Origin of the sequence: Streptomyces armeniacus, from assembly GCF_003355155.1 — a bacterium.
GTDB lineage: Bacteria > Actinomycetota > Actinomycetes > Streptomycetales > Streptomycetaceae > Streptomyces > Streptomyces armeniacus.
In genome coordinates, this window is the sequence record NZ_CP031320.1 from 6,378,484 (window position 1) to 6,398,691 (window position 20,208).

A 20,208-nucleotide genomic window follows, 5' to 3' on the forward strand; every position below is an offset into this window, starting at 1 on the left:
GCCGCTGGCATACGCCGACGCCATGGGCACTCAAGCTCTGTCCTACCAGCCCTCAGGCATGCGAAGAACTGTGAGTTGAGTCCCGGAGTTCACATACAGGGCCTCGCCAGACGCGAACGTTAACCGCTTGCCACCCCTTGGCAAGTCCTGCATGTCCGTGATCTTCATCTGCCGACCGCCTACATGGATCTCGTCGCCGAGTTGCACCTGATGCGGTTCGGCGCACACTGCGATTTGTCGTTCAGTGCGTGCCATTAGACCCTTCCTCGGGGTGGCCCTCTCCCAGATCCGAGTCGGGGAGAGAGGGCTCGGCGCGGACGAGGGACCAGAGCACGGCCCCCTGAGCGGTCGCCTCGTGCCCGAAGTCGTCACCCCGCCTCAGAGCCGCTAGCACCGCGCTCCAGCCGCTTCGGGACAGTGATTCGGGTGCGTCGACCTCGACCCGGAGCGAGTCGCGTTGGCGTATCACGCGGGGTTCGAGGCCAGAGGTGGCGAGAGCGGCGGCGATGGAGTGCGCGCGAGCGATGGGTTCAGGCATGGCGTCCCTTCGGCGCTCGCTGATCACGAGAAGTGAAGCTAGCTATCTAGATTAAAGCTGGTGGGCTAGATTTTCCACATGCCCGAGCAACCGCCGTATCTGCACATTGCTGACCTGCTCCGGCAACGCATCGCCGCCGGTGAGTGGGCACCCCGGGAGCGGCTTCCGTCGCGGGCACGGATGGCAGCTGAGTACGAGGTAGGCGACGCCGTGGTGCGCCGCGCCCAAGAGCTACTGATCTCCGAAGGGGTTCTTGAAGGCCGCTCCGGGTCGGGCACCTACGTCGCCGAACGACGTGAGCGCACGCGTATGGTTCGCTCGCCCCTCAGCGGCCAGCGCGATGGCTCTCCGTTCCGCGCATGCATGGCTGCCCTCGGCAAGACGGGGACGTGGGAGAACCAGACCAACGCCAACGCACCGGCCCCGCCGGAGATCGCGGCGCGTCTCGGGATCGACGAGGGCGACCGGTGCGTCTGTACGCGCTACGAATTCCTTGCCGAGGGCCGACCGGTCCAGCTCTCGACGAGCTGGGAGCCGTACGCCGTCACGGGAGGCACGATCGTCGTGCTTCCCGAGGCCGGACCGCTCGCGGGACGAGGCGTCATCGAGCGCATGGCGGAGATCGGGGTTGAGATCAGCCACGCGGTCGAGCAGCCGGAGCCCGGGCAGGCGACAGTGATGGAGGCTCAGCTCCTCGGCGTACAACGTGGCGCGCTCGTCACTCGAATCCAGCGCACGTACTACGGAACTGACGGTCGCCCGGTTGAGACAGCCGACATCGTCGTGCCGGCCGCGCACTCCGAGATCGTCTACGAAGTGCGGGTCAGTTCCGAGAGCTGAACGTGTGGGTCGACAGAGAACCGTGTCGTCGTCACAGATAGATCTGTCGTGTGCAGGCGCGGCAGTAGAACTTGCCGTCGCGCTTCTCGATCTGCCGGTGCTCACACGTCGCGGTCCTGGACGTTGCGTGGCTCTGCCGCCGGCGGCCAGCAGGGGGAACGAGTGTCATACCGAGCCCCTGTCCGACCGCTCCGGCATGTCCGAACGGGTCGACTCCTCCGTGGGCTCCAGGACCACCGCATAGTCCGAGAAGAGCCGCAGGTAGCGACGGTGACCGGTGTCAGCGGCATGCTGGCGCATCCACACTTCGACCGGTTCCGTGTGGCGGTGGGCCCCAGAGCTCTCGCAGCAGGTGATCTCGCCCGAGGCGCACTCGGCCTCGTACGTGGGCTCCGTCGCCTCGTCCCGCACGACGCCATACGGAGCCTGGCGAAACGCACCGGGGGTCACCGCGCTGCCCCCTTCTCGATCACAGCCGCCAGGTCGCGGGCGACGACGGGCGCGCAGTCGCCGAGGCTCACGAGGGCGTACCCGGAGCCGTCGGCACGCGTCGCGGGGCGCACGTCCATCGACGGCAGCTGGATACCCGCACGCCGCAGCGCCGCGCGCAGCTCCTCGCGTGCCTCCTCGGCCTCCCGGTCCTTCTTCACCGCTCGTCGCTGCGTCGCCATGCCGTGGTCCTCTCGCATTCGTACTGCTCGGTTGTCGTCGTGCTGCCGCACCGGCTGCCGTGCTGTCCTTCGTCCGACAGCCGGTGCGGGGCCCGGGGCGCGACCCTTCTCCCGGAACGGTCGCCATGGGCTTGGTGCTGGAGTCCGCGGCCCTGCCGAGGGTGCTCCGTTGGGCGTGCGGGAGCCGTTCAGCGTGATGCCACCTCGGTACGAGCTGACGTGTGCGCCCTCGCCGGGCGGCCCGCGAACGCATCGCGGAGTCGGCGACCGAGCGGCGTACGAGGCCGCCGATGCCGGCCGGGACGCGACTGGGACGAGGGTGGACGGCATGCGCTGGTCGGCGTGTAGAGCGGGAGCCCGCGCCCGTGGGCGTCAGTCGGAGCGTCGGCGACGGCTTCCGTGTAGTCCCACGCCATGTCGTGAAGGCGGGAGATGCACTGCCCGCAGGCGTAGAGGGCAGCTTCCACGTGGCCAGCCGTCGTAACGGGGCCGATCCACAAGACCTCTGTGTGCCGGTGGCCGCACCACAGCCAACACGGCCCGTACTTCCAGGGGTTGCCGTCGCCAGGTTGTGCCGGTTCCGGGCGGCCGTCGTACGCGGCAGGCACCACAGCCTCTCCCGGCTGCTCGACTGCGAAGGGACGTACCGAAGGCGCCGGGTCACGGCTGTGCTGCCTTCTCGACGACGGCCGCCGACTCCCGACCCGCGCAGGGTCTCCTGCTCGTGCCCTCGTCCTGCGCTCGTGAGGGCCATGCTGCTGATGGGATCTTGCACTGCCGCCATCACGACCTCCCCTGGGAGATCGAGAACGCGCACCACGTCGTCGTACCGTCGGGACTCACTCCCCAGCTGTCCGTGACCGCTTCGACGAGAAGCAGACCGCGCCCGCTCTCCTCCGTCCGGACCGCAGAACACACGTGTGCCGGCGCCGGGTTGCCGTCCGAGACCTCGATGCGCAGTTCCTGGTCCGAGCACGTCACCCTGAATCCGACCGGGCGACCGCCGCCGTGCCGGACCGCGTTGGTGACGAGTTCAGAGACCGCGAGTGCGGCGTCGTCGGCAAAGTGGCCGAGTCCCCAACGGTTCAGGTGGCGCGCGGTGAACCACCGCATGTGTCCCACCTGGACCTCAGCGGGCAGGAAGTTCATCTCGAAGCCGATCACGCCTGCCTCGCCCGAGGTTGATGAGGCCGGTGCGACGTCTGTGGTGCAGGTCATCGGCGCTCTCCGAGTGGCGTTCGCGGGGGCGGATCAGGGGGACGCAACTGACCCCCAGTGCCGAAGCTGTGTTCAGACGAACACGCTCGGCAAGGACTGCTAAGACCCTCGCAACGGCCACCGCTCCAGATCCACCCGCATCTCGACCCCGGGTTCGGACCCCGAATGGAGCATCAAACCTCGGCTCTTCCTCGGAGTGACCTCGACATCACTGATCACCGCTGTTTCAGGGCAAGTTGACGGTGCGGCGGTTCTACCGTTGGGCGAATGACGTGTTGGACGTAGGGGACGAAGGGGGCACCATGCCTACGCTGCTCCGGTACCTGCTCGACCAACGGGAGTGGCGCGACCACGGTGCCTTCCTGCCGCATTTCAGGCAGGCAGCTCGTGAGGTGGCCGAATTCGAGGAGAAGCCATCGCTGGCGACCCTCGCTCCGGCGAAGACGACATTCGAGGCTTGGTACTACGGAAAACGACAGCCGCAGCGTGAGGCTCGCAGGGTGCTGGTCCACCTGCTCGGCTACAGCATCGAGCAGTTGTGGAGCGATGTTCCCGAGGGGGCCGTTCCTGCCGCTGCTCCTCTGTTCAGCGCGCCACTTGCCGAAGACCATGCCGCGAGCGGTAGGGATCTGAACGAGATGAGAAGGACGGGCGCAATGGCCGCACGACGCGCAATCGACTTCGCTCTGGGAGCGGAGCGCGACCAACTGGGCGATGAAACCATGGGGTTTCTCACCGACGAGGTGAAGCGCATCACCGAGGAGTACCCAAGGGTGCCCTTGTCCGAGATCTGGGAAGACCTGGCGAAGGCGCAGGACGAAGCATTTCGCCTCCTGGAGAGCGGACGCGCTCGCCCTTCGCAGTCCCGCGATCTCCATTTCATGGCCACCGTGTTGTCCTTCCTCATGGCCAAGGGCTCACACGACATGGGCGACTCCAAGGTGGCCATGGCGCAGGCCCGAGCCGCCGGCTTCTGCGCCAAACAGACCGAGCACCCGGGGCTCGTCGCCCTGGTCGACGGGCTCAAGTCGCTCATCTCCTACTGGGCCAACAGGCCCGAAGACGCGCTTCACTACGCGCGGCACGGAGCCGCGGGGAATCGCCGCCTGCGGGGGACGGTCAGCGTGTGGCTCCCCAGCCTGGAGGCTCGCGCGGCGGCACTCCTCGGCGACGAAGAAGCGGTCCGTTCGACGAACCAGCGGGCTGAGAACCTGCGTGAGCAGGTGGTGCCGGACGACCTGGACGCACTGGGCGGCCTCCTGACCTTCCCGGAGATCAAGCAGCTGTACTACGCCGTCGAGTCGGAAGTGCTGCTCGGACACGGCGATGCACAGATCGTTGATCGCGCCGAGACCGCTGTTCGCGGATTCAGCGACCCCGACGACCCCGCGTGGGCCTTCGGCGACCAGGCCGGCGCCCGGTGCAACCTCGCACTCGTCCGCCTGTACTCCGGCGACCTGGACGGCACGGCCGACGCTGTCCGACCGGTGCTCGACCTCGCGCCCAGCCTCCGGAACAACGGCATCGTCGTCTCCGCCGAACGCGTACGCGCTGCCCTGGGGCGCGGCCCCGCACGGGACGCCGTCGTTGCGCGCGACCTGCGAACCGAGATCGAGATGTACCAGCCCCCGCGGCCGGCACTGCCTCGATAGGCGTCTACCAACAAGGACTAGGGCATGTACTCCGCTGACCCGGGACACTGATTGATGTATGGCCAACCGGCACTCGGTATAGCCCCCCTGCCCGGAGAAGCGATCTCGAGCCGTCCAGATGTCACCCCAGTGTGGCGCGAGTTAGTGCCCGACGGACCTCGGCGGTAATTGCCGCGTCCTCCGGACGAGCAGCGGCTGTCAGGGCCTGGAAGACCTCGGCGAGCTCAGTGATGCCATGTTCGTCTCCCAGGTCGAGGAGCAGTTGACCGACGTGGAATCGGACCTCGAGCAGCAGGCGGTCATCAGGAGACCGGGACCGCAGCTCGTCCGCGAGGGCCGCGAGGGCCTTGAGGGCCTCCTCCAGGTAGCCGAGGTGCCTCTGGCACTTTGCGATACCGAAGCGGCACCGTACCGCGTCCTCAGAGTGCTCCGGGCCGAGATCTGCAAGGTCTTGTGCGAGGCGTGCGTACGTCGGCATCGCTTGTGAAATGAGCCCCTCCTCGAAGAGCGCTTGCGCGCGTGTGATCCGGACGGCAGTAGGAAGCGACTCGATCACCGGACTATCTGGGGCGGAGAGTGGAGGACGCGAGCGGTACAAGGCGGGCGGGCATGTGACGAGGGACTCGTGCGGAGACTCAAGCCGTCTCCGGAATTCGCGGGCGGTGGCCGGGCGATCGCTCGCCCGTTTCGCCAGTCCGGCCATGATTACGGCCTCCAGCGCTGGGGAGACACCGGGACGCAGCAGACTGACCGGTTCCGGCGTCTGGTACCGATGACAGTGCAAGACCCGGGCGAAATTCGCGTCACCGAAGGGCGGTATGCCGGTCAGCAGTTCGTAGAGAACGCAGGCCAGGGAGTACAGGTCGCTGCGCGGATGGACATCGCGTCCCTCACACTGCTCGGGCGACATGTAGGCGACGGTGCCCAGGACCCTGTTGTTCTGGGTCAGCCGTGTCTGATCTGTCCTGAACACCTTGGCCACGCCGAAATCCAGCACCATGACTCGGTGACGGTCGGTCAGCATGATGTTGGCGGGCTTGAGGTCCCGGTGGATGACGGGGATCGCATGGGTATGTTCGAGGACGTCGCAGATCTGGACAGCGAGGGACACAACCTCGTCCTCGGATAAGCGATGTCCGTCCGCGATGACCTGGGTGAGGTCCCGTCCGAGGACGTGGTCCATCACCAGATAGGCGTCGCTTGCGACGGAATCCACGCGTGCGTCGAGGAACGCCGGGATGCCCGGGTGCTTCCAACGTGCCAGGAGGTCGGCCTCGAGTGTGAAGCGCTGGATGAGTTCCTCGGGGTGACGGGGGTCTAGCAGTTCCCGATGGATGCCTTTGACGGCAACTGCTCGCCGTGATCGGCGGTCGTACGCCAGCCAGACGTCCCCCATGGCGCCACGGCCGAGTCGTCGGCGTAGCTCGTAGCGCTCGCCGAGAACGTGCCCGTCACTCCACACCAGGACCGTCGCCCGACGCTTCCACGTCCGCCAGCAGCTCGCTGGCGAGATCGGCCAGTGTGCCTTCGCCAGGTAGGTACCACCGCGTCGTACCCTGCACCGCCGCGGGCTGTTCGACCCATTTGGCTCTCTCCCAGATCTGCAGCACCAGTCCGGATGGCGAGTAGCGTCGGCCGTCCAGCGCCCAGATCAAGGGCTTGCGGGTGTCGTTGACCCAGGTGGCCAAATACCGCTCAGGACCCCCGCCGAGCCACGCGCTCACGGCATCCCGCTCCACGATGCCTGGACGGTAGATCAGTTGGGCACCGTCGTCGATGAGCCGGTGCTGGACGAGGAGGGGCACGGTGTTGGGACGCCGCCGACGATTCGGACGCGGCGGGGTGATAAGTCTTCTTCCAGCTCCGTGTCGCAGGGTCTGCAAGACGTCAGAGACGAGGTGTCGGCAACTCTGCTCGTCGCGCAAGATCCGGGTGACGAAGGCGTGCTGGCCATAGCGAACGGCCAGGCTATCGGTGAGGGCGACAAGGGTCTCGCCGGTCCGTTTCACGGCTCCGTGGCCGCGCGCATCCCAATCGTCCCCTGGCTCATCGATTCCGTCGCCGCCGATCAGCTGGAAGACCGCGTGGGCGACCAACAGTTCGGCTCGATCGGCAACCACGCGCTCGCGCCCTTCTAGACTGTCGGCCAGGATCGCCAGCTCGTCACGGACCTGGCGCAACAGACTGACGGACCGCCAGATCTGCAACGCGCCCGGCCGGTTGTCGAAGAGCCGGGAGTAGAAGCCGCCCGAGGCGCTGCGCCACAGGACATCGCCGTCCGCCTGGTACCGGGCGAGCAGCGCGGCATTGGGGTAGGCACAGGTGAGGGCGAGCGCCGCCTCGGCCATGGTGCACCCTGCGGCCGGTGACGGCTCCGGGCTGCCGCGCTTGAGGACGTACGACTTGCCCAGCGACAAGGCTAGGTCCTGACGGATGAGCTCCTGCTGGGGATCTAGCGCGGCAAAGTCCTGCGCTTCGACGTGGTTCTGCGTGTTGGTCGCTCGTGTGATCCGCTGTGCCAGGTCGTTCGGGGCTCCGTCCAGGCAGATGAAGCGGACCGGAACGAGCGCTTCAGCGACCGCCCGCGGTTCCTGCTCGTAGGCCTGACGGGCAGCGGCCACCGTCTGAGCGCCGTTCACGACTCGTGCGTTGCCCAACTCCAGCCGAACCGGCTGGCCTTGAAAGGGTCGGGCGATATACGTAGTCCGGACAGAGTCGCACAACACCGTGATGCCGTTGTTGAGGTACCAGAATTCCTGCGGGGCGTTTAGCAGGCTATCAACCATGGTCGCGTTGACGTCGGTCGCACCCAGCGCGAAGCGCACGTTCTGGTCAAAGAGCCGCGTGCCGTGCTGCTCATACCACCCGGCCAGTTCCTCGGCGCTCACCGTGCCGAGATACGTCTGGTAGGGGGTCGAGTTCATGTGCCAGCCGTCCGACAATGTGGCGGTGATCGTTGCGGGTTCGGGCAAGGACCCCCTCTGTACGATTGCGTGGAAGTCGGGAACGCCCAAAATCCGGAAGTCCAGCAGCTCCCCCCACTGGTTGAATTCGCTCACGCCTTCGTGCAACAGGTCGTCTGCCTCGGATGAAAGGACTTCGTCGCCCAAAGCGGCGAAAACCAGGTGGGCCCGAAGGGCTGGCTCGCGGAGCAACGCCTGGATCCTGGGGACCAGTTGTTGGAACCTTGCGCTGAACTGGTCGTACCGGCAGTCGAAGAGTTGCTGGACACCGTGGAGCAACTGGTGGACGGCATTGCTATCCATCCGGGCGGCGGCTTGGTCGCTCCACTTCGCCTGGACCAGCCAGATCTCCATGGTTGCGGGTGAGACGAACACGGCGTCGATACCCTGGTCGTCCGCTCCGTCGACGACCACCGCAGCTGCCTCCGCTGCTGTAGCGTCCGCGACCAGCTGCACCGCCTTCGCGGCCAGGGCCCGCGAGAGAAAGACCCTCTCGCGCTGCACCGGGGATCCCGTCGTGATGTCGTCCATGTCGAGCAGGCCGACGAACTCCCGTACCAGGGCGGTACGGATCTGCCGGACCTCCAGGGGAATACCGGGAAGGGCTTCAGTCCCGTGTTCCATGGCGTGCTCCTTCTGGAACGCTCCGGCTCCGCGCGGCCAGCACACTAGTTGACGTACTCCACGATCAAGGGGCTCGCGACCAGACAGCCTCCCTCGGTGGCCGTCGCGGGCAACAGGGCACTCACCTTGGCGTAGCCGATCATGAGTGCGGAGGTGCTGACCTCGGTGCTCTCGGCGTCGAGGGCTGTGAGGAGATCGCGGATGCCAGCGCGGGACAGGGATGGAGCCGGTCCCGGCGAAGTATCGTCCTGTGCGTCGGGGCCGAGCGGCCCCTGGGCGCGGGCCAGTTCGGCAAGGACATGTCCGGCCTGCGTGACGAAGAGCTTACCGGCGCTGTGGCCTCCGCCTTCTAGGTCTGTTAACGCGGGTCCGTCGACCTGGACGGGGGGACGACCACTCAGGTGACGGGCCGACCCGTGGAGCAGCAAGCGACGGGTGACGCCAGCTTCGGGAGGGCTGGGGGGTGGGTCCACGAACAGCACGAGGTCCTGGAACCTGCCGCGGAGCGTGATCCAGCTCAGCGGGGCCTCGAACTGCACCCAGCGGCCGGGAGCAAGCTCGGGCTCCAGGTGTGAGAGCGCGCGCCGTGCCAGGTCCTTCTCCACCCGTTTGAGGTGGCGCAACAGGTCCCGTTGGAGGTCCGTCGCGGGGCTCTCCACGTTGATCCCGGCCATCGATACGCCCGCGTGCAGCTTGATGGTGGGAACGGCCAGTCGAGGCTCCGGCAGGAACGCGCTCAGCTTGCCCTCGGACAAATAGACGATCTCACGCACTAGCGCTGCTCCCGGCTGTTCCGCTTCTCAGTCTGTCAGTCACACAACCAGGCGCCCATCTTGCCACCTCGCACCAACGGCTAGCGCCCGCGTTCCCACTCCGGGGCGAGGAGCGAGAACAGGACGCTGTCCCGCCACGCTCCGTTCGTGAATACGTGGTCCCTCAGCGTCCCTTCCCGCGTGAAGCCCAGCTTCTCCACCACGCGGAAGGAGCTGACGTTGTCCGGGGCGATGGCGGCGCTGATGCGGTGGAGTCCGAGCTTCGTGAAGCCGAACTCGACCAGTGTGCGGGCTGTGTCCGTGGCGTAGCCCTTGCCCCACTCGTCCGCGGCGATGGCGTAGCCGAGCTTGCCCGCCTGTACGCCGCTCAGGCCGATTCGGCAGAAGCCGATGACCCGTTCGTCGGCGGGGCGCACGACTGCCAGGGAGTAGTCCGTACGCTGCTCCTCCGCGGCGAAGCCGATGATGCGCTTCACCATGGCACGCGCCGCGTCCAGGTCCCGGCTGTCGTACGAGAGCCAGTCCGTCACGCGGTCGTCGCCGACGACCTTGTGCACATCCTCGACGTCGGCCATGTCGAACTCCCGGATGGCAACCAGGTCCCCGGAGAGCTGGACACCCTGCGGCATTTCGTGCTCCTTCATCGAGGGAGAGACTTGAGCGGAGTGCGCGTGAACAGCTCGATCTGCTCCTGTAGTTCGCCTGCCGACACGGCCAGATCCGAGCTGCTGAGAGCCTTGTGGACGCGCTGAGCGCTGGTGATGATGCCGTTGATCCGGTGTTCCGGATCAAGCTCAAGGATCGGTGCGACCGCCTCCGCGGCTCCCTCCAGTTCGCCGGCGGAGACGCGGGCGATAGCGAGGTCGGAGCGGCTTCCCGCCTGATCGCCGAATGCCCAGTCGGGGCTGCTCTCGTCCGCGTACGCATCGACCGCGCGCTGTGCGTACTCCTGCGCCGCCGATGATTCTGCGGGAAGCCAGGCGAGGGCGTCGGCCGCGTAGTAGATGGTCTTGTTCTGGTTGAAGGTGCAGAGCCCGCCCAGCTCGTCCACCTCGTCCGGCTGGATGTGGTCCCAGGCGTCCTCCGCGCGCCGGATGGCGGCGTACGCCTGCTCGGAGTTCCCCAGGGCGGCCCAGGAGCGGGCCTCGTTGATGGGCAGGGAAACGGCGCTGGTGCTCCTGCTGCGCAGCGCGTACTCCGTGCCGGACTGGGTGAAGTTGATCGCCTCGCGGTGCCGTCCGGCCCAGTAGGACACGAGGGCCTGGAGGCTGCGGATCCAAGCGCGGAGCCCGTTGTGGTCCGCGTGGTCGGCGCACAGGAAGGCGGTGCGGGCCTGGGCCATGGCGGCGTGCGGGTCGGCAAGATCGTGGCTCGCCTTGGCGAGCAGACCGCCGACGACGCCGGTCAGGAAGTAGACCTTCCGGGCCTGGTCAGGGCGCTGGCGGTTCTCCAGGATGTTGTAAAGGGTCTCCTGGGTCTGTACGAGGTCGCCCAGCAAGTCGGACAGGGGGCGCTGGGGGTAGTCGTAGGCCAGCCTGCGGACATCGTCATGAATCTGGTCCAGGGCCTCGGCGGTGAGGTTCCCCTGGTTCGCCAGCATGGCGAAGGACTTAGCGCGTCGAGCGGCCAAGCTGATCAGCTCCCTGTCGGCGTCGGGCTGGCCCGTCGCGACGACCAGACCAGAGGGCCGTTCCTCTGCGGCCGGCCCCAAAGGTCCCGGGGTCTGGAGCGTACGGGCGGGGGTGGAAAACCCCTGCCCTGAGACTGCCTGGGGGTCCTGTCCCGATGCCAGGGACACATGGCCGTTGGACACATGGGACTCGGGATTGGACACATGGACACGTGGTCCCACGGATCCATCGCGGTCGCCGAACAGCTCGCGGTAGCGGCGGATGAGCGAACCGTTCGCCCCTAAATGGTGATCGCAGGCAGTGATCAGATCCGCTGAGGGGCGCTGATCGGCACGCTCGCAGCGGGCGATGTAACCAGCGGAAAACCTGATCAGGCTCTGCAAGCCCTTGAGAGAGAGGCGTTGGCGTTCGCGCAGGGCTCGCATCTCCGCGCCCAGTTCGTGTTCCGGCCCCAAGTGCGGCGTCAGGATCTTGGGTTGTTGCCCCATGTCGCGCCCTCCCCGCGTGTCCATGTGACCGATTCGGTCCTGGGCACATGGACAGTCTTCTGGACTCGCTACCGGCAGCCGTACAACTGACTCACACGCCGCAAACAGCGTATCGACGCGGCGTAGTTGTCGCAGCAACGGAGAGGGGTGAAGGCGTGATGATAAGCCACGACGGAGTCGGGGCGGGGCTGAACGCTCTACGCGTCGGTGCGGCCGGTCCGTTCGGACTCAAGGGTCTGAACGCGTTGGGCGAGTTCGCGCAGTTGCGCTTCCAAGGTGGCGAACTGCTCCTGGGTGACAGGCGCAGCGGCCGGCCTGTTGGCCGTGTCCGAGTCGTGGGCGAAGCTGCCGCGCTGCGTCGTGAAGACCAGGCCCTCGTTCCGCAGGCGGCTCAGAGCCTTCTGAACGGTCGCCGAGCCGAGGCCGGTGTCCCTGACCATCTCCCGGACCGAAGGAAGCTTCTGGCCGGGCTTGATGGCGCCGCTCCTGATCTGTTTACGCAGGTCATCGGCTAGCTGCTCGGAGGGCATGCGGGGGTCGTCCTCTGCACTCATCACCCTGCCGAGCGTACCCATCCCTGATACGTCCTAGCGCAGAGCAGTACCGCCTACTTGCGGATTGATACGTAGAAGCACATGCTTCTACGTATCCGTGAACGATGCCTCCACGAAGGGGGCGACGTGTGTGCAGCGCACGGAGGGCCCCGCGAAACGGGTCCGAAGGAAGCGCCGGTTCCTTGAGAACTCAACAGAGTGCTGAAGCCGAGTGATTTTGGTCCGCGATGCCGCCTGAACTGCGGCGTCGCGGGTCATGACCACTCGTCTACGACGAGCGGTCTCCGGGCCAGGGGATGCCTGGCCCTCCGCCGTACGGAAAGGAGAACGAGCTCATGATGCTTGCCCTTGGCGACGTCGTCCGCGTCCGCGGAGACAAAGAACTCGGCACCGTGGCAGGACTGGCGCCCGGTGCAGTCCTCCTCCGGACCAGCGGGGACACCGTCCGGACCGCGCACCCGACGGACATCGAGATGGTGGCCCGCGGCTCGATGCCGAAGACCCAGACCACCGAAGTGACGTACCTCGTCTTCATCGCGGTCGGCGTCATCGTCGGCATGCTGACCGGCGTCACCGTCGGCCAGCTCGGGGCCGGCCTCGTGCTGAGTGCGGCGCTGACCCTCAGCTCCAGCGCCAGCGTCGTCAGCCTTCTGACGAGCCTTTTTCTGCGCCCCCGACGCATCCGCGTCTGATCCAGCCAGCCAGCCAGCTTGCGGCCGACGGCCAACCGACCACGTTCCGCGTCGCCGCAGCTGCCTCCCTCTCCCAACCTGGAACCAGGAGTTCAGCCATGGCAATGAAGCCGGTGAAGTCGTTCACCGTGGGGCAGGAGCGTGCCTCCGACGTCGATGCCCTCGAACTCGCCCTCGGCACCCCGCTGGACCTGTGGCTCGGCCCCGAGGACGGCGAGACCGCCGAGGAGCGTTCCGCCCGCGAGCACGCGGCGCGCGACATCCTCACGGAAGAGCCGGAACTGTACGACCGCGTCACCGCGCTGGCGGCCGACGCCGTACGGGAATTCGTCGTGGGCCTGCTCGCGGCCGTACTGACGTCGCCCCCGCTCGTCCTTCCGATGCAGCGGATGTCAGCGGCGGAGGCGGCGCACTGATGCCGGAGCCGCTGAGTCCTCAGCAACTGCGCTCCGTCGAGCGGACGCTGAGCCTCGGAACATGGACGATCACGGCGGGCGCCGTGCTCTTCTCCGTCCTCACGGTCACGCCGCTGGTCGAACGGGTCTCCCCGCCCGGCTGGGAATGGACCGCGCCCATCCTGCCGCTGGTGGTCGACGCCGCCGTGGTCATCGTGGTCCGCCTCGACGCCGTACTCGCCCGGCTGGGCGGCAACGGCGGACCGTGGCCGGCCGTGCTCCGGTGGATGACCGGCCTGATGACCCTGCTGTTGAACACCGCCGACAGCGCCTTGAGGGGCGACATGGTCGGCACGGCAGTCCACGCCGTAGCACCGCTGCTGCTGATCGTCACCGCCGAGGCAACACGCGCCTACCGAGAGGCACTTGCCCGGACGCTGGGCGAGATCGAGCGTTCACGTGCCGCAGCGGCGGCCGAGCGTGAACGCCAGCGACAGCAGGTGCGTGAACGGGAGCGGGAATCCCGTGAACGCACCCAGCGCGAGGCCCGTGAACACGCTGAACGGACGGAGCGGGAACGCGCCGACCGTGAGGCGGCCGAGCGCCGCGAGGAGCGCGAACACGCTGCTCAGATGCGGCGCGAAGAGTGGGCACGCGAGGACCAACGGCGTCAGGAACGGGAGCACGCCGAGCGCGAGTTGTGGGAGCGGAAGGAGCGCGCCCAGGCCACGCGCGCGGTTCGTGAACAAGCCCGCCCGGCGTTCGTGAACTCGACGAACGACGCCGTGAACGGTCATGAGTCCCGCGAGGACAACGCCGAGATCCCCGCTCCGGAAAAGCTCGCGGAGGACGACGCACGCGCGTTCATCCGCGACCACATGAACGGCGGCATCAGCGTCCGCCAACTCGCCGACGCGACCGGCTGGTCCGTCGGCTGGGTCGCCACGCGGCTCCAGGAGTTCCGCGGCTCAGACCGCGTCCCGTCCTGAGCGATTCCCGCCGCCGTACGGCCCCACAGATCCCGTCTTCAGCCCGGAGCCCGGTCACGACCGACCAGAGCAGCGGCCGGGCTCCGGTGACCTCTCAACCTCTCGATTGGAGGCACCGCCATCGTGTCTGAGACTCAGACGCACAGCCAGCCGGACCCTCGTGACCCGGACGACGAGGAGGCGCCCGGCACGGCGTACGACAACGTCGTTCCCCTGCGCAAGCAGTCGCCCGAGCAGGATCCGCCCGAGTCCGCGGAACCCGGCGAGTGGGAAGCCGAGTTGCCCGACGACACGCCGGACGACGAGGACCAGGAGGCGGAGGAGGGCGACTCCGTCGACCCGCCCCGCGACACCCTTCCGGTCTCTCTCCAGGAATGGATGGAGGCCAGGGACAAGGCACGACGGCCGGTCCTCCCCCAATGGCTCCGCACGCCCAGGGAACGCCAAGCCGTGTGGAAGTGGGCGGTACGCCACTACGCGGCGACCACCGGCTATCACGCCGTACGGCTCCCGATCGTCTACACGCCGAAGATCCTGGCGTACTCCCCGCGCGGTCTGTGGCGCTGGTCGTCGGCGGCCGGACGCTGGGTGTCCGATGCCGAGGGCAAGCCGCTGCGGCTGGCGGCCGTCCGTGACGAGGACGCGGCCGAATACCTCAAGCTCTCCCGCCTGCGGGACGCACGGGTCAAGCTCCGCACAGCGGTGGCCGGCCTCTCCAGCGTCATCGGGCTGACCGCGACACTCACGCTGTACGTGCTCGCGCCTACGTGGCTGCTGGCGCTCGCCGTCGCGGCGCTGACCTCGGCGTGCGGATTCGCCGGCGCCCCGGCGGACCGGCCGCTGATCGACCCGGCGAAGGTGACCTTCCGCAAACGGAAGCTGTCCAGCGACATCATCACTCGCGCGTTCATGGCGGCGAAGCTGACGACGAAGGATCAGGGCATCACCTTCCCCCGCCCCATCGGGCGGGACGGCGACGGCTGGCGGGTGGTGGTCGACCTCCCGTTCGGCAAGACCTTCGCCGATGCCATGAAGGCGCACGGCGCCCTCGCGTCCGGTATCGACATCGCGCCGACGCAGCTCTTCCTTGATCCGGACGGGACCAGCAACCGCCGCGTGGTGCTGTGGATCGCCGACCGTGACCCGCTCGCCGTACCCGCCGGTCCGACACCCCTGCTGGGCGCGACGCGGGTGGACTTCTGGAAGCCGTTCCCGTGGGGCCTGGACGAGCGCGGCAACCAGGTCGACATCTCCATGCTGTGGACGTCGCTGCTCGTCGGCGCTGTGCCCCGGCAGGGGAAGACCTTCAGTGCCCGTACGATCGCGCTGGCCGCCGCGCTCGATCCACACGTACGGCTGATCGTCTTCGACGGGAAGGCGTCGCCGGACTGGCGGAAGTTCGAAAAGGTCGCCCACCGCATCGGGTTCGGCATCGTGCCGAAGAACGGCTTCGACCCGGTGGAGCACCTGCTCAACTCCCTGCGAGAGCTGAAGGCGGACGTCGAAGACCGGTACCACCGGCTCTCCGAACTCCCGCTCCACATCTGCCCGGAGGGCAAGCTCACCCCGGAGATCTCGCGGGATCCCAAGCTGAACATGCCGCTGACGCTGGTCGTGGTGGACGAGGTACAGGAGTACCTGACCCATCCCACCCACGGGAAAGAGATCCTGGAACTCCTGGTCTTCCTGGTACGGGTGGCCCCGGCCGTCGGCGTCTCGATGGAGACCTCGACGCAGAAGCCGGACGACAAGGCGTGTCCCTCCGAGCTGCGCGACCAGCACCAAGCCCGGTTCGCACTGCGCGTGAGCGCCTACCAGGTCTCGGAAGCCGTCCTGGGCGCCGGCTCGCACGGTGAGGGCCTGGACGCGTCCAAGCTCCTCAAGTCGCACAAGGGCGTCGGCATCCTCAAGGGCATGTCCGACGAGGCGGGCAACGTCCGTACGTTCCTCGCCGACGGCCGCGACGCCGACCGCATCCTCACCCGTGCCCGCAAGCTCCGCGAGGACGCGGGCACGCTCAGCGGCGACGCCGTCGGCGACGCTCCCGCAGCCGGAACGGACGTGCTCCTGCACGACGTCGCCGCCGTCCTCGGCAGCGGCGCGACGGACGTCAAGGTGTGGTCCGAGGTCATCGTGGACCGCCTTGCCGAGCGCAAGCCCGAAACGTACGGCGCCTGGGCCGAGTTGGAGGGCCGCGCCAAGGCCGACCAGCTCTCCACCGCGCTCAAGCCGTACGGCATTCGCACCGAGCAGATCGGCCGCCGCATCGACGGCAAGACGGTCACGCGCCGCGGGATCGTCCGCGACCACGTCCATGCGGCACTTACGGAGCGCAACAGGAATCGCGCTTTGGACTAGCCCCGGAAGTTGCTGGCGCCAGCGAGGCCACTCGCTAGCGCTAGCAACCTCGCTAGCGAAGAAAACACGGCTTGACCAGGTCGCTAGCGACTAGCGACCTGGTCTGCCTGACCCTTGAAATCGCCCTGAAAGGCGCTCTCATGTCTTCCTTTGTGGCCGCTATACCCGGCCTCATCTTCCTCACCCTGTGTTACACGGCGCTATGCGCGGTCAGCCCGTTCGGCAACTGCCGGAAGTGCAAGGGCTTCGGCTTCCACCTCAAGCGCGGCCGTCTGACCGGCCACCTCAAGCCCGGCCGTACGTGCCGCCGCTGCCACGGCGACCGCATCCGCATCCGTACCGGCCGCCACCTCTGGAACGTCGCCCGCCGCATCCACCGCGACGGCACCCGCTGACCCCACCGAAAGGCACCCACCGTGAACATCTCCGTCTCCATCGCGCTCCTCCTGGGCGTCGCCCTCCTCGTCGCGCTGAAGATGCGCAGCCTCACCGCCGGGGGCGCCATCCTCGCGGTCCTCTTCGGCTTCTACCTCGCGTCCACCGACGCCGCGCCCGCCGTCCACGACCTGGTGAACAACTTCGCCACCGCCGTCGAAGACGCCGGCAACTAGAAGCCGTTCCTCGTCCCCGCCGACATCGGCAAGTAGCCCATCCGAGAGGAGAAACCCGCGTGAGCTACGACCTCACTGCCCCCGGCGCCGTCTCCATGACCGCCGTCGGCCACTTCCGCGAAGCGCTGGAAGCGATGCAACACGGCGACCGTGTGGGAGCCGCCTCGGCACTCATGGCCATCGACCCGCAGTCCTGGCACGGCATCGAGACCCGGTTGGCCATCCTCGGCACGACCCTGCCCGCCTTCCTCGCCGAACTGGCGCCCCGCGGCGCTGACGAGACCGGTCAGCAGGCATGAACCCACTCATCCGATCCGGCCGCCACGCGGCAACGTCTCAAGGAGGACAGCTCTTGTTCGAAATCCGACTCATCTGCGAGCCCGACGACGCAGAGCCGATCACCAACGCCCTGTCCCGTACCTTCCTGATCGGTCCGGTACGGCAGACGGCCGCGCGGGACTCCAACCACGTACGGCTGTACGCCTCCGCGGAACTGCCCGCCGCCCAGCAGGCACCGCGTTCCGACCGGCTTCCTCCTGCTCCGGACGGCACACCGTACGCGGACGCCCCGTCCCTCCTGGCGGAGATCGACTGGTTGGTGGACGCGGCGCTCAGCGGCTCGTTCGGCAGGGTGCTGGAGCGGGAGTTCTGGCTTCGCAAGGCCGCCATGGACGACCGCATCGCGCTGGCTGACGAACGCGAGCCCGGATCCGGTAGGGCGACCGAGACGGCCGCGGAGGCGGAAGCCTCCGCCCACCGGCTCGCCCAGTTCGACCAGGACCACGGGTCCGCACGCGGGCCGGTGCCGCCCGCCGAGGTGAAGGGCGCTTCGTACCGCCCATACGTCCGCCAGGAATACGCGCTCTGGCGTGAGCGCACCGCCGAATCCGGTGCCGACGACCAGCAGCGCTCCGGCTCCTAGCTACGCCCGGAGGCGGCGGCCAACCGACCAAGGATTTCCGCCGCCTCCGGTCTCCCACTCCCAACCTGGAAACAGGAGGCTCCCAGGATGCCATCCGACCCGGCCGGAGCGCTGTACGGCAATGTGCGCGCTCTGACACAGCTGCCCGAACGCGGCGGTCCGCCTGCCGACTTGGAGGCGGAGGCCGCCGTCCTCGGCGCCATGATGCTCGCCGCCCGCGTGATCCCCGAAGTCGTCGCGACGATCAGCCCGGAGGACCACTACCGGCCCGCGCACGAGACCATCCACCGCGCGCTCGTCGCCCTGCACGAGCAAGGCCAACCCGTAGATCCGATCACGCTCACGCACCACCTCGGCAAGCTCGGTGAGCTGAACCGCGTTGGCGGTCCGGGCTATATCCACAGCCTTGTGGATGCCGTACCGACGACGGCGAACGCCACGTACTACGCCGAGATCGTGCGCGAACTCGCCGAGCGGCGCCGCCTGATCGAAGCCGGTACGCGACTCGTACAGGCGGCATCCACGCCGGACGCCACAGCGGCCGAAGTGCGCGAAGCGCTCGCGCTGAGCGACGAGAAGTCCCCGGAGACGTGGCAGGAGCCCATCCCGCTCAGCTCCCGCCCTGCACTGCCCGCCTTCCCGCTGCACGCGCTGCCCGGCTGGCTGGCGGAGTTCTGCGCTGCGCTCGCGGAGGAGACGCAGACTCCGACGGGCCTGGCGGGCTCGCTGGCGTTGAGCGTGCTCGCCACGGCGGCGGGTGGCCGCAGCGTCGTGCATGTACGGGGCCGTTGGCACGAGCCGACGAACCTGTACGTGGTCGTGGCGCTGCCGCCGGCCAACCGCAAGTCGGCCGTGTTCTCCGCGATGACCGGCCCGCTGTACGAGGCGGAACGGAAGCTCGTCGACGAGGCCGCCGGCCGCATCGTCGAAGCGGAGCTGACGGCGAAGATGGCGCAGGAGGCTGCCGACAAGGCGGCGGCCAAGGCTGCGAACGCGGAGGGCCCGCAGCAAGACGCCCTCGTCGCGGAGGCCATCGATCTCGCGCAGACGGCGAAGTCGTTGGCCGTGCCGCCGTGCCCCCGGCTGCTCGCGGATGACGCCACACCGGAGACCGTCTCTTCCCTGCTGGCCGAACAGGGCGGACGGCTCGCCGTGATGTCGGCGGAGGGCGGCATCTTCGACATCATCGCCGGGCGCTACTCCGGCACACCCAACATGGAAGTGTTCCTGAAGGGACACGCCGGGGACCGGCTACGCATCGACCGCCGCACGCGCGAAGAGTTCATCGAGGCGCCCGCGCTCACCATGGGATTGGCTGTCCAGCCGAACGTGTTGGAGGACATCGGCAAGAACCGCGGCTTCGACGGCCGCGGGCTCCTCGCCCGCTTCCTGTACGCGCTCCCGGAATCCCTCGTCGGCTACCGGAAGATCAACCCGGCACCCGTACCGGACGCCGTCGCCGCCCGCTACGAGCGCAACGTCATCGCCCTCACGCTCTCCCTCGCGGACCGGACGGACCCGGCCGTACTCCGACTCGATGAGGCGGCAGGCGCGTACCTCGTCGCCTACGAGCGGCACCTTGAGCCGCAGCTTCGGGCGAAGGGCGGCAAGCTCGGCCACGTCGGCAAGTGGGCGGGCAAGCTGGCCGGTACGGCAGCCCGTATCGCGGGACTCCTGCACATGGCTGCGCACCTGGAGGACGGCTACGGCCGGTCCATCGACGGGACCACGATGACGGCCGCGATCGAGGTCGCCGACTACTTCGCCGCCCACGCCCTCACCGTCTTCGACCTCATGGGCGCGGACGCCGCCCAGACCCGCGCCCGTTCGCTGCTGGACGTACTGGCCGCGAACGGCTGGGAGTCGGTGAGCCGTCGCGATCTGTTCGCGAAGCTGTCGCGCTCGGAGTTCCCCACGGTTGCCGACCTCGAACCGGCCGTCGCGCTCCTGGAGGAACACGGCTATCTGCGCGTCGACACGCCACCCCGCAAAAACAAGCGCGGCCGGCCCCCGGCTCCGCGCTACGTCATCCACCCGCAGGTGCGGGAGGGGCACGCATGACTGTGATCACGCACCCTCAGCCGCAGAAACCGCAGAAGCAACAGAAATCAGGGTCCACTCACGTTGACCAGCAGCGGAGCACCCCGCACGGCGGAGTGGCCCGGCTGCCGCAGAAACAGGCGCAACCGCCGCACAAATCCACCGACGTGCCCCCGGCCCGCCCCGGCGCGGAGGCCCCAGGCGATTTCTGCGGCACTTCCCGTCCTTTCCGCGGCACGACCCCGCAGC

At 68.0% G+C, this 20,208-nt stretch carries 21 protein-coding genes; 11 read left to right on the plus strand and 10 right to left on the minus strand.

Going from position 1 to position 20,208, the window contains the following annotated elements; all coding sequences use genetic code 11:
• Positions 1 to 241: 241 nt before the first annotated feature.
• Positions 242 to 538 (minus strand): hypothetical protein, encoded by a 297-nt coding sequence (locus DVA86_RS27675; protein ID WP_208882380.1) that lies wholly within the window; start codon positions 536 to 538, stop codon positions 242 to 244.
• A gap of 78 nt (positions 539 to 616) precedes the next feature.
• Between DVA86_RS27675 and DVA86_RS27680 the strand changes: the two genes are divergently transcribed.
• Positions 617 to 1,378 (plus strand): GntR family transcriptional regulator, encoded by a 762-nt coding sequence (locus tag DVA86_RS27680; RefSeq protein ID WP_208882382.1) that lies wholly within the window; start codon positions 617 to 619, stop codon positions 1,376 to 1,378.
• A gap of 165 nt (positions 1,379 to 1,543) precedes the next feature.
• Here the strand turns inward: DVA86_RS27680 and DVA86_RS27685 are convergent, their stop codons facing one another.
• From DVA86_RS27685 to DVA86_RS27695, 3 genes are all read right to left on the minus strand, one after another.
• The gene (locus tag DVA86_RS27685; RefSeq protein ID WP_484421922.1) at positions 1,544 to 1,828 is read right to left on the minus strand and encodes a DUF7848 domain-containing protein; all 285 of its coding nucleotides are present in this window, start codon (positions 1,826 to 1,828) and stop codon (positions 1,544 to 1,546) included.
• Positions 1,825 to 2,049 (minus strand): hypothetical protein, encoded by a 225-nt coding sequence (locus DVA86_RS27690; protein WP_208882386.1) that lies wholly within the window; start codon positions 2,047 to 2,049, stop codon positions 1,825 to 1,827. Before DVA86_RS27690 ends, DVA86_RS27685 begins: the two co-directional genes overlap by 4 nt.
• Positions 2,050 to 2,832: 783 nt before the next feature.
• Positions 2,833 to 3,267: an ATP-binding protein gene (locus tag DVA86_RS27695; protein WP_208882388.1), complete on the minus strand. Its 435-nt coding sequence runs from the start codon at positions 3,265 to 3,267 to the stop codon at positions 2,833 to 2,835.
• 302 nt (positions 3,268 to 3,569) lie between these two features.
• Here DVA86_RS27695 and DVA86_RS27700 point away from each other — a divergent pair, with 302 nt between their 5' ends.
• Positions 3,570 to 4,919, plus strand: a complete 1,350-nt coding sequence (locus DVA86_RS27700; protein WP_245997265.1) for a hypothetical protein — start codon at positions 3,570 to 3,572, stop codon at positions 4,917 to 4,919.
• Between the two features lie 121 nt (positions 4,920 to 5,040).
• Here the strand turns inward: DVA86_RS27700 and DVA86_RS27705 are convergent, their stop codons facing one another.
• The 6 genes from DVA86_RS27705 to DVA86_RS27730 form a co-directional block, all read right to left on the minus strand.
• Positions 5,041 to 6,381, minus strand: coding sequence for a serine/threonine-protein kinase (locus DVA86_RS27705; RefSeq protein WP_281279325.1), 1,341 nt, complete (start codon positions 6,379 to 6,381; stop codon positions 5,041 to 5,043).
• Positions 6,371 to 8,506 carry an AIPR family protein gene (locus DVA86_RS27710; protein ID WP_208882391.1) on the minus strand — a complete coding sequence of 712 codons (2,136 nt, stop codon included), beginning with the start codon at positions 8,504 to 8,506 and terminating at the stop codon, positions 6,371 to 6,373. Before DVA86_RS27710 ends, DVA86_RS27705 begins: the two co-directional genes overlap by 11 nt.
• 44 nt (positions 8,507 to 8,550) lie before the next feature.
• Positions 8,551 to 9,279 (minus strand): SAVMC3_10250 family protein, encoded by a 729-nt coding sequence (locus tag DVA86_RS27715; protein ID WP_208882393.1) that lies wholly within the window; start codon positions 9,277 to 9,279, stop codon positions 8,551 to 8,553.
• A gap of 80 nt (positions 9,280 to 9,359) precedes the next feature.
• Complete coding sequence (locus DVA86_RS27720; protein ID WP_208882395.1) at positions 9,360 to 9,908, minus strand: GNAT family N-acetyltransferase; 549 nt, start codon at positions 9,906 to 9,908, stop codon at positions 9,360 to 9,362.
• Positions 9,909 to 9,919: 11 nt separating this feature from the next.
• A complete protein-coding gene (locus DVA86_RS27725; RefSeq protein ID WP_484421923.1) occupies positions 9,920 to 11,422 on the minus strand; it encodes a helix-turn-helix domain-containing protein in 1,503 nt (500 codons plus the stop codon).
• Positions 11,423 to 11,595: 173 nt separating this feature from the next.
• Positions 11,596 to 11,952 (minus strand): GntR family transcriptional regulator, encoded by a 357-nt coding sequence (locus tag DVA86_RS27730; protein WP_208882397.1) that lies wholly within the window; start codon positions 11,950 to 11,952, stop codon positions 11,596 to 11,598.
• Between the two features lie 335 nt (positions 11,953 to 12,287).
• Here DVA86_RS27730 and DVA86_RS27735 point away from each other — a divergent pair, with 335 nt between their 5' ends.
• The 9 genes from DVA86_RS27735 to DVA86_RS27775 all read left to right on the plus strand — a co-directional run bounded on the left by DVA86_RS27735 (position 12,288) and on the right by DVA86_RS27775 (position 19,980).
• Entirely contained in the window at positions 12,288 to 12,644 is a 357-nt protein-coding gene (locus tag DVA86_RS27735) for a hypothetical protein (RefSeq protein WP_208882399.1), read from the plus strand.
• Between the two features lie 98 nt (positions 12,645 to 12,742).
• Complete coding sequence (locus DVA86_RS27740; protein WP_208882401.1) at positions 12,743 to 13,060, plus strand: hypothetical protein; 318 nt, start codon at positions 12,743 to 12,745, stop codon at positions 13,058 to 13,060.
• The gene (locus tag DVA86_RS27745) at positions 13,060 to 14,028 is read left to right on the plus strand and encodes a DUF2637 domain-containing protein (RefSeq protein ID WP_208882402.1); all 969 of its coding nucleotides are present in this window, start codon (positions 13,060 to 13,062) and stop codon (positions 14,026 to 14,028) included. Before DVA86_RS27740 ends, DVA86_RS27745 begins: the two co-directional genes overlap by 1 nt.
• A gap of 123 nt (positions 14,029 to 14,151) precedes the next feature.
• Positions 14,152 to 16,386: a cell division protein FtsK gene (locus tag DVA86_RS27750; protein WP_208882405.1), complete on the plus strand. Its 2,235-nt coding sequence runs from the start codon at positions 14,152 to 14,154 to the stop codon at positions 16,384 to 16,386.
• A 140-nt stretch (positions 16,387 to 16,526) separates the two neighbouring features.
• Positions 16,527 to 16,781: a hypothetical protein gene (locus DVA86_RS27755; RefSeq protein ID WP_208882407.1), complete on the plus strand. Its 255-nt coding sequence runs from the start codon at positions 16,527 to 16,529 to the stop codon at positions 16,779 to 16,781.
• 21 nt (positions 16,782 to 16,802) lie between these two features.
• The gene (locus DVA86_RS27760; RefSeq protein WP_208882409.1) at positions 16,803 to 16,997 is read left to right on the plus strand and encodes a hypothetical protein; all 195 of its coding nucleotides are present in this window, start codon (positions 16,803 to 16,805) and stop codon (positions 16,995 to 16,997) included.
• Positions 16,998 to 17,056: 59 nt separating this feature from the next.
• Positions 17,057 to 17,296, plus strand: coding sequence for a hypothetical protein (locus DVA86_RS27765; RefSeq protein ID WP_208882411.1), 240 nt, complete (start codon positions 17,057 to 17,059; stop codon positions 17,294 to 17,296).
• 53 nt (positions 17,297 to 17,349) lie between these two features.
• Entirely contained in the window at positions 17,350 to 17,919 is a 570-nt protein-coding gene (locus tag DVA86_RS27770; RefSeq protein WP_208882413.1) for a hypothetical protein, read from the plus strand.
• 87 nt (positions 17,920 to 18,006) lie between these two features.
• A complete protein-coding gene (locus tag DVA86_RS27775; protein WP_208882415.1) occupies positions 18,007 to 19,980 on the plus strand; it encodes a YfjI family protein in 1,974 nt (657 codons plus the stop codon).
• Positions 19,981 to 20,208: the final 228 nt, after the last annotated feature.

Excerpts from the sequence above, each read along its gene's own strand:
- DVA86_RS27745 (WP_208882402.1), top strand. The coding sequence starts at position 13,060 with ATGCCGGAGCCGCTGAGTCCTCAGCAACTGCGCTCCGTCGAGCGGACG.
- DVA86_RS27675 (WP_208882380.1), bottom strand. The coding sequence starts at position 538 with ATGCCTGAACCCATCGCTCGCGCGCACTCCATCGCCGCCGCTCTCGCC.
- DVA86_RS27695 (WP_208882388.1), bottom strand. The coding sequence starts at position 3,267 with ATGACCTGCACCACAGACGTCGCACCGGCCTCATCAACCTCGGGCGAG.
- DVA86_RS27735 (WP_208882399.1), top strand. The coding sequence starts at position 12,288 with ATGATGCTTGCCCTTGGCGACGTCGTCCGCGTCCGCGGAGACAAAGAA.
- DVA86_RS27775 (WP_208882415.1), top strand. The coding sequence starts at position 18,007 with ATGCCATCCGACCCGGCCGGAGCGCTGTACGGCAATGTGCGCGCTCTG.
- DVA86_RS27690 (WP_208882386.1), bottom strand. The coding sequence starts at position 2,049 with ATGGCGACGCAGCGACGAGCGGTGAAGAAGGACCGGGAGGCCGAGGAG.
- DVA86_RS27730 (WP_208882397.1), bottom strand. The coding sequence starts at position 11,952 with ATGAGTGCAGAGGACGACCCCCGCATGCCCTCCGAGCAGCTAGCCGAT.
- DVA86_RS27710 (WP_208882391.1), bottom strand. The coding sequence starts at position 8,506 with ATGGAACACGGGACTGAAGCCCTTCCCGGTATTCCCCTGGAGGTCCGG.
- DVA86_RS27720 (WP_208882395.1), bottom strand. The coding sequence starts at position 9,908 with ATGCCGCAGGGTGTCCAGCTCTCCGGGGACCTGGTTGCCATCCGGGAG.
- DVA86_RS27680 (WP_208882382.1), top strand. The coding sequence starts at position 617 with ATGCCCGAGCAACCGCCGTATCTGCACATTGCTGACCTGCTCCGGCAA.
- DVA86_RS27755 (WP_208882407.1), top strand. The coding sequence starts at position 16,527 with ATGTCTTCCTTTGTGGCCGCTATACCCGGCCTCATCTTCCTCACCCTG.
- DVA86_RS27725 (WP_484421923.1), bottom strand. The coding sequence starts at position 11,422 with ATGGACACGCGGGGAGGGCGCGACATGGGGCAACAACCCAAGATCCTG.
- DVA86_RS27700 (WP_245997265.1), top strand. The coding sequence starts at position 3,570 with ATGCCTACGCTGCTCCGGTACCTGCTCGACCAACGGGAGTGGCGCGAC.
- DVA86_RS27740 (WP_208882401.1), top strand. The coding sequence starts at position 12,743 with ATGGCAATGAAGCCGGTGAAGTCGTTCACCGTGGGGCAGGAGCGTGCC.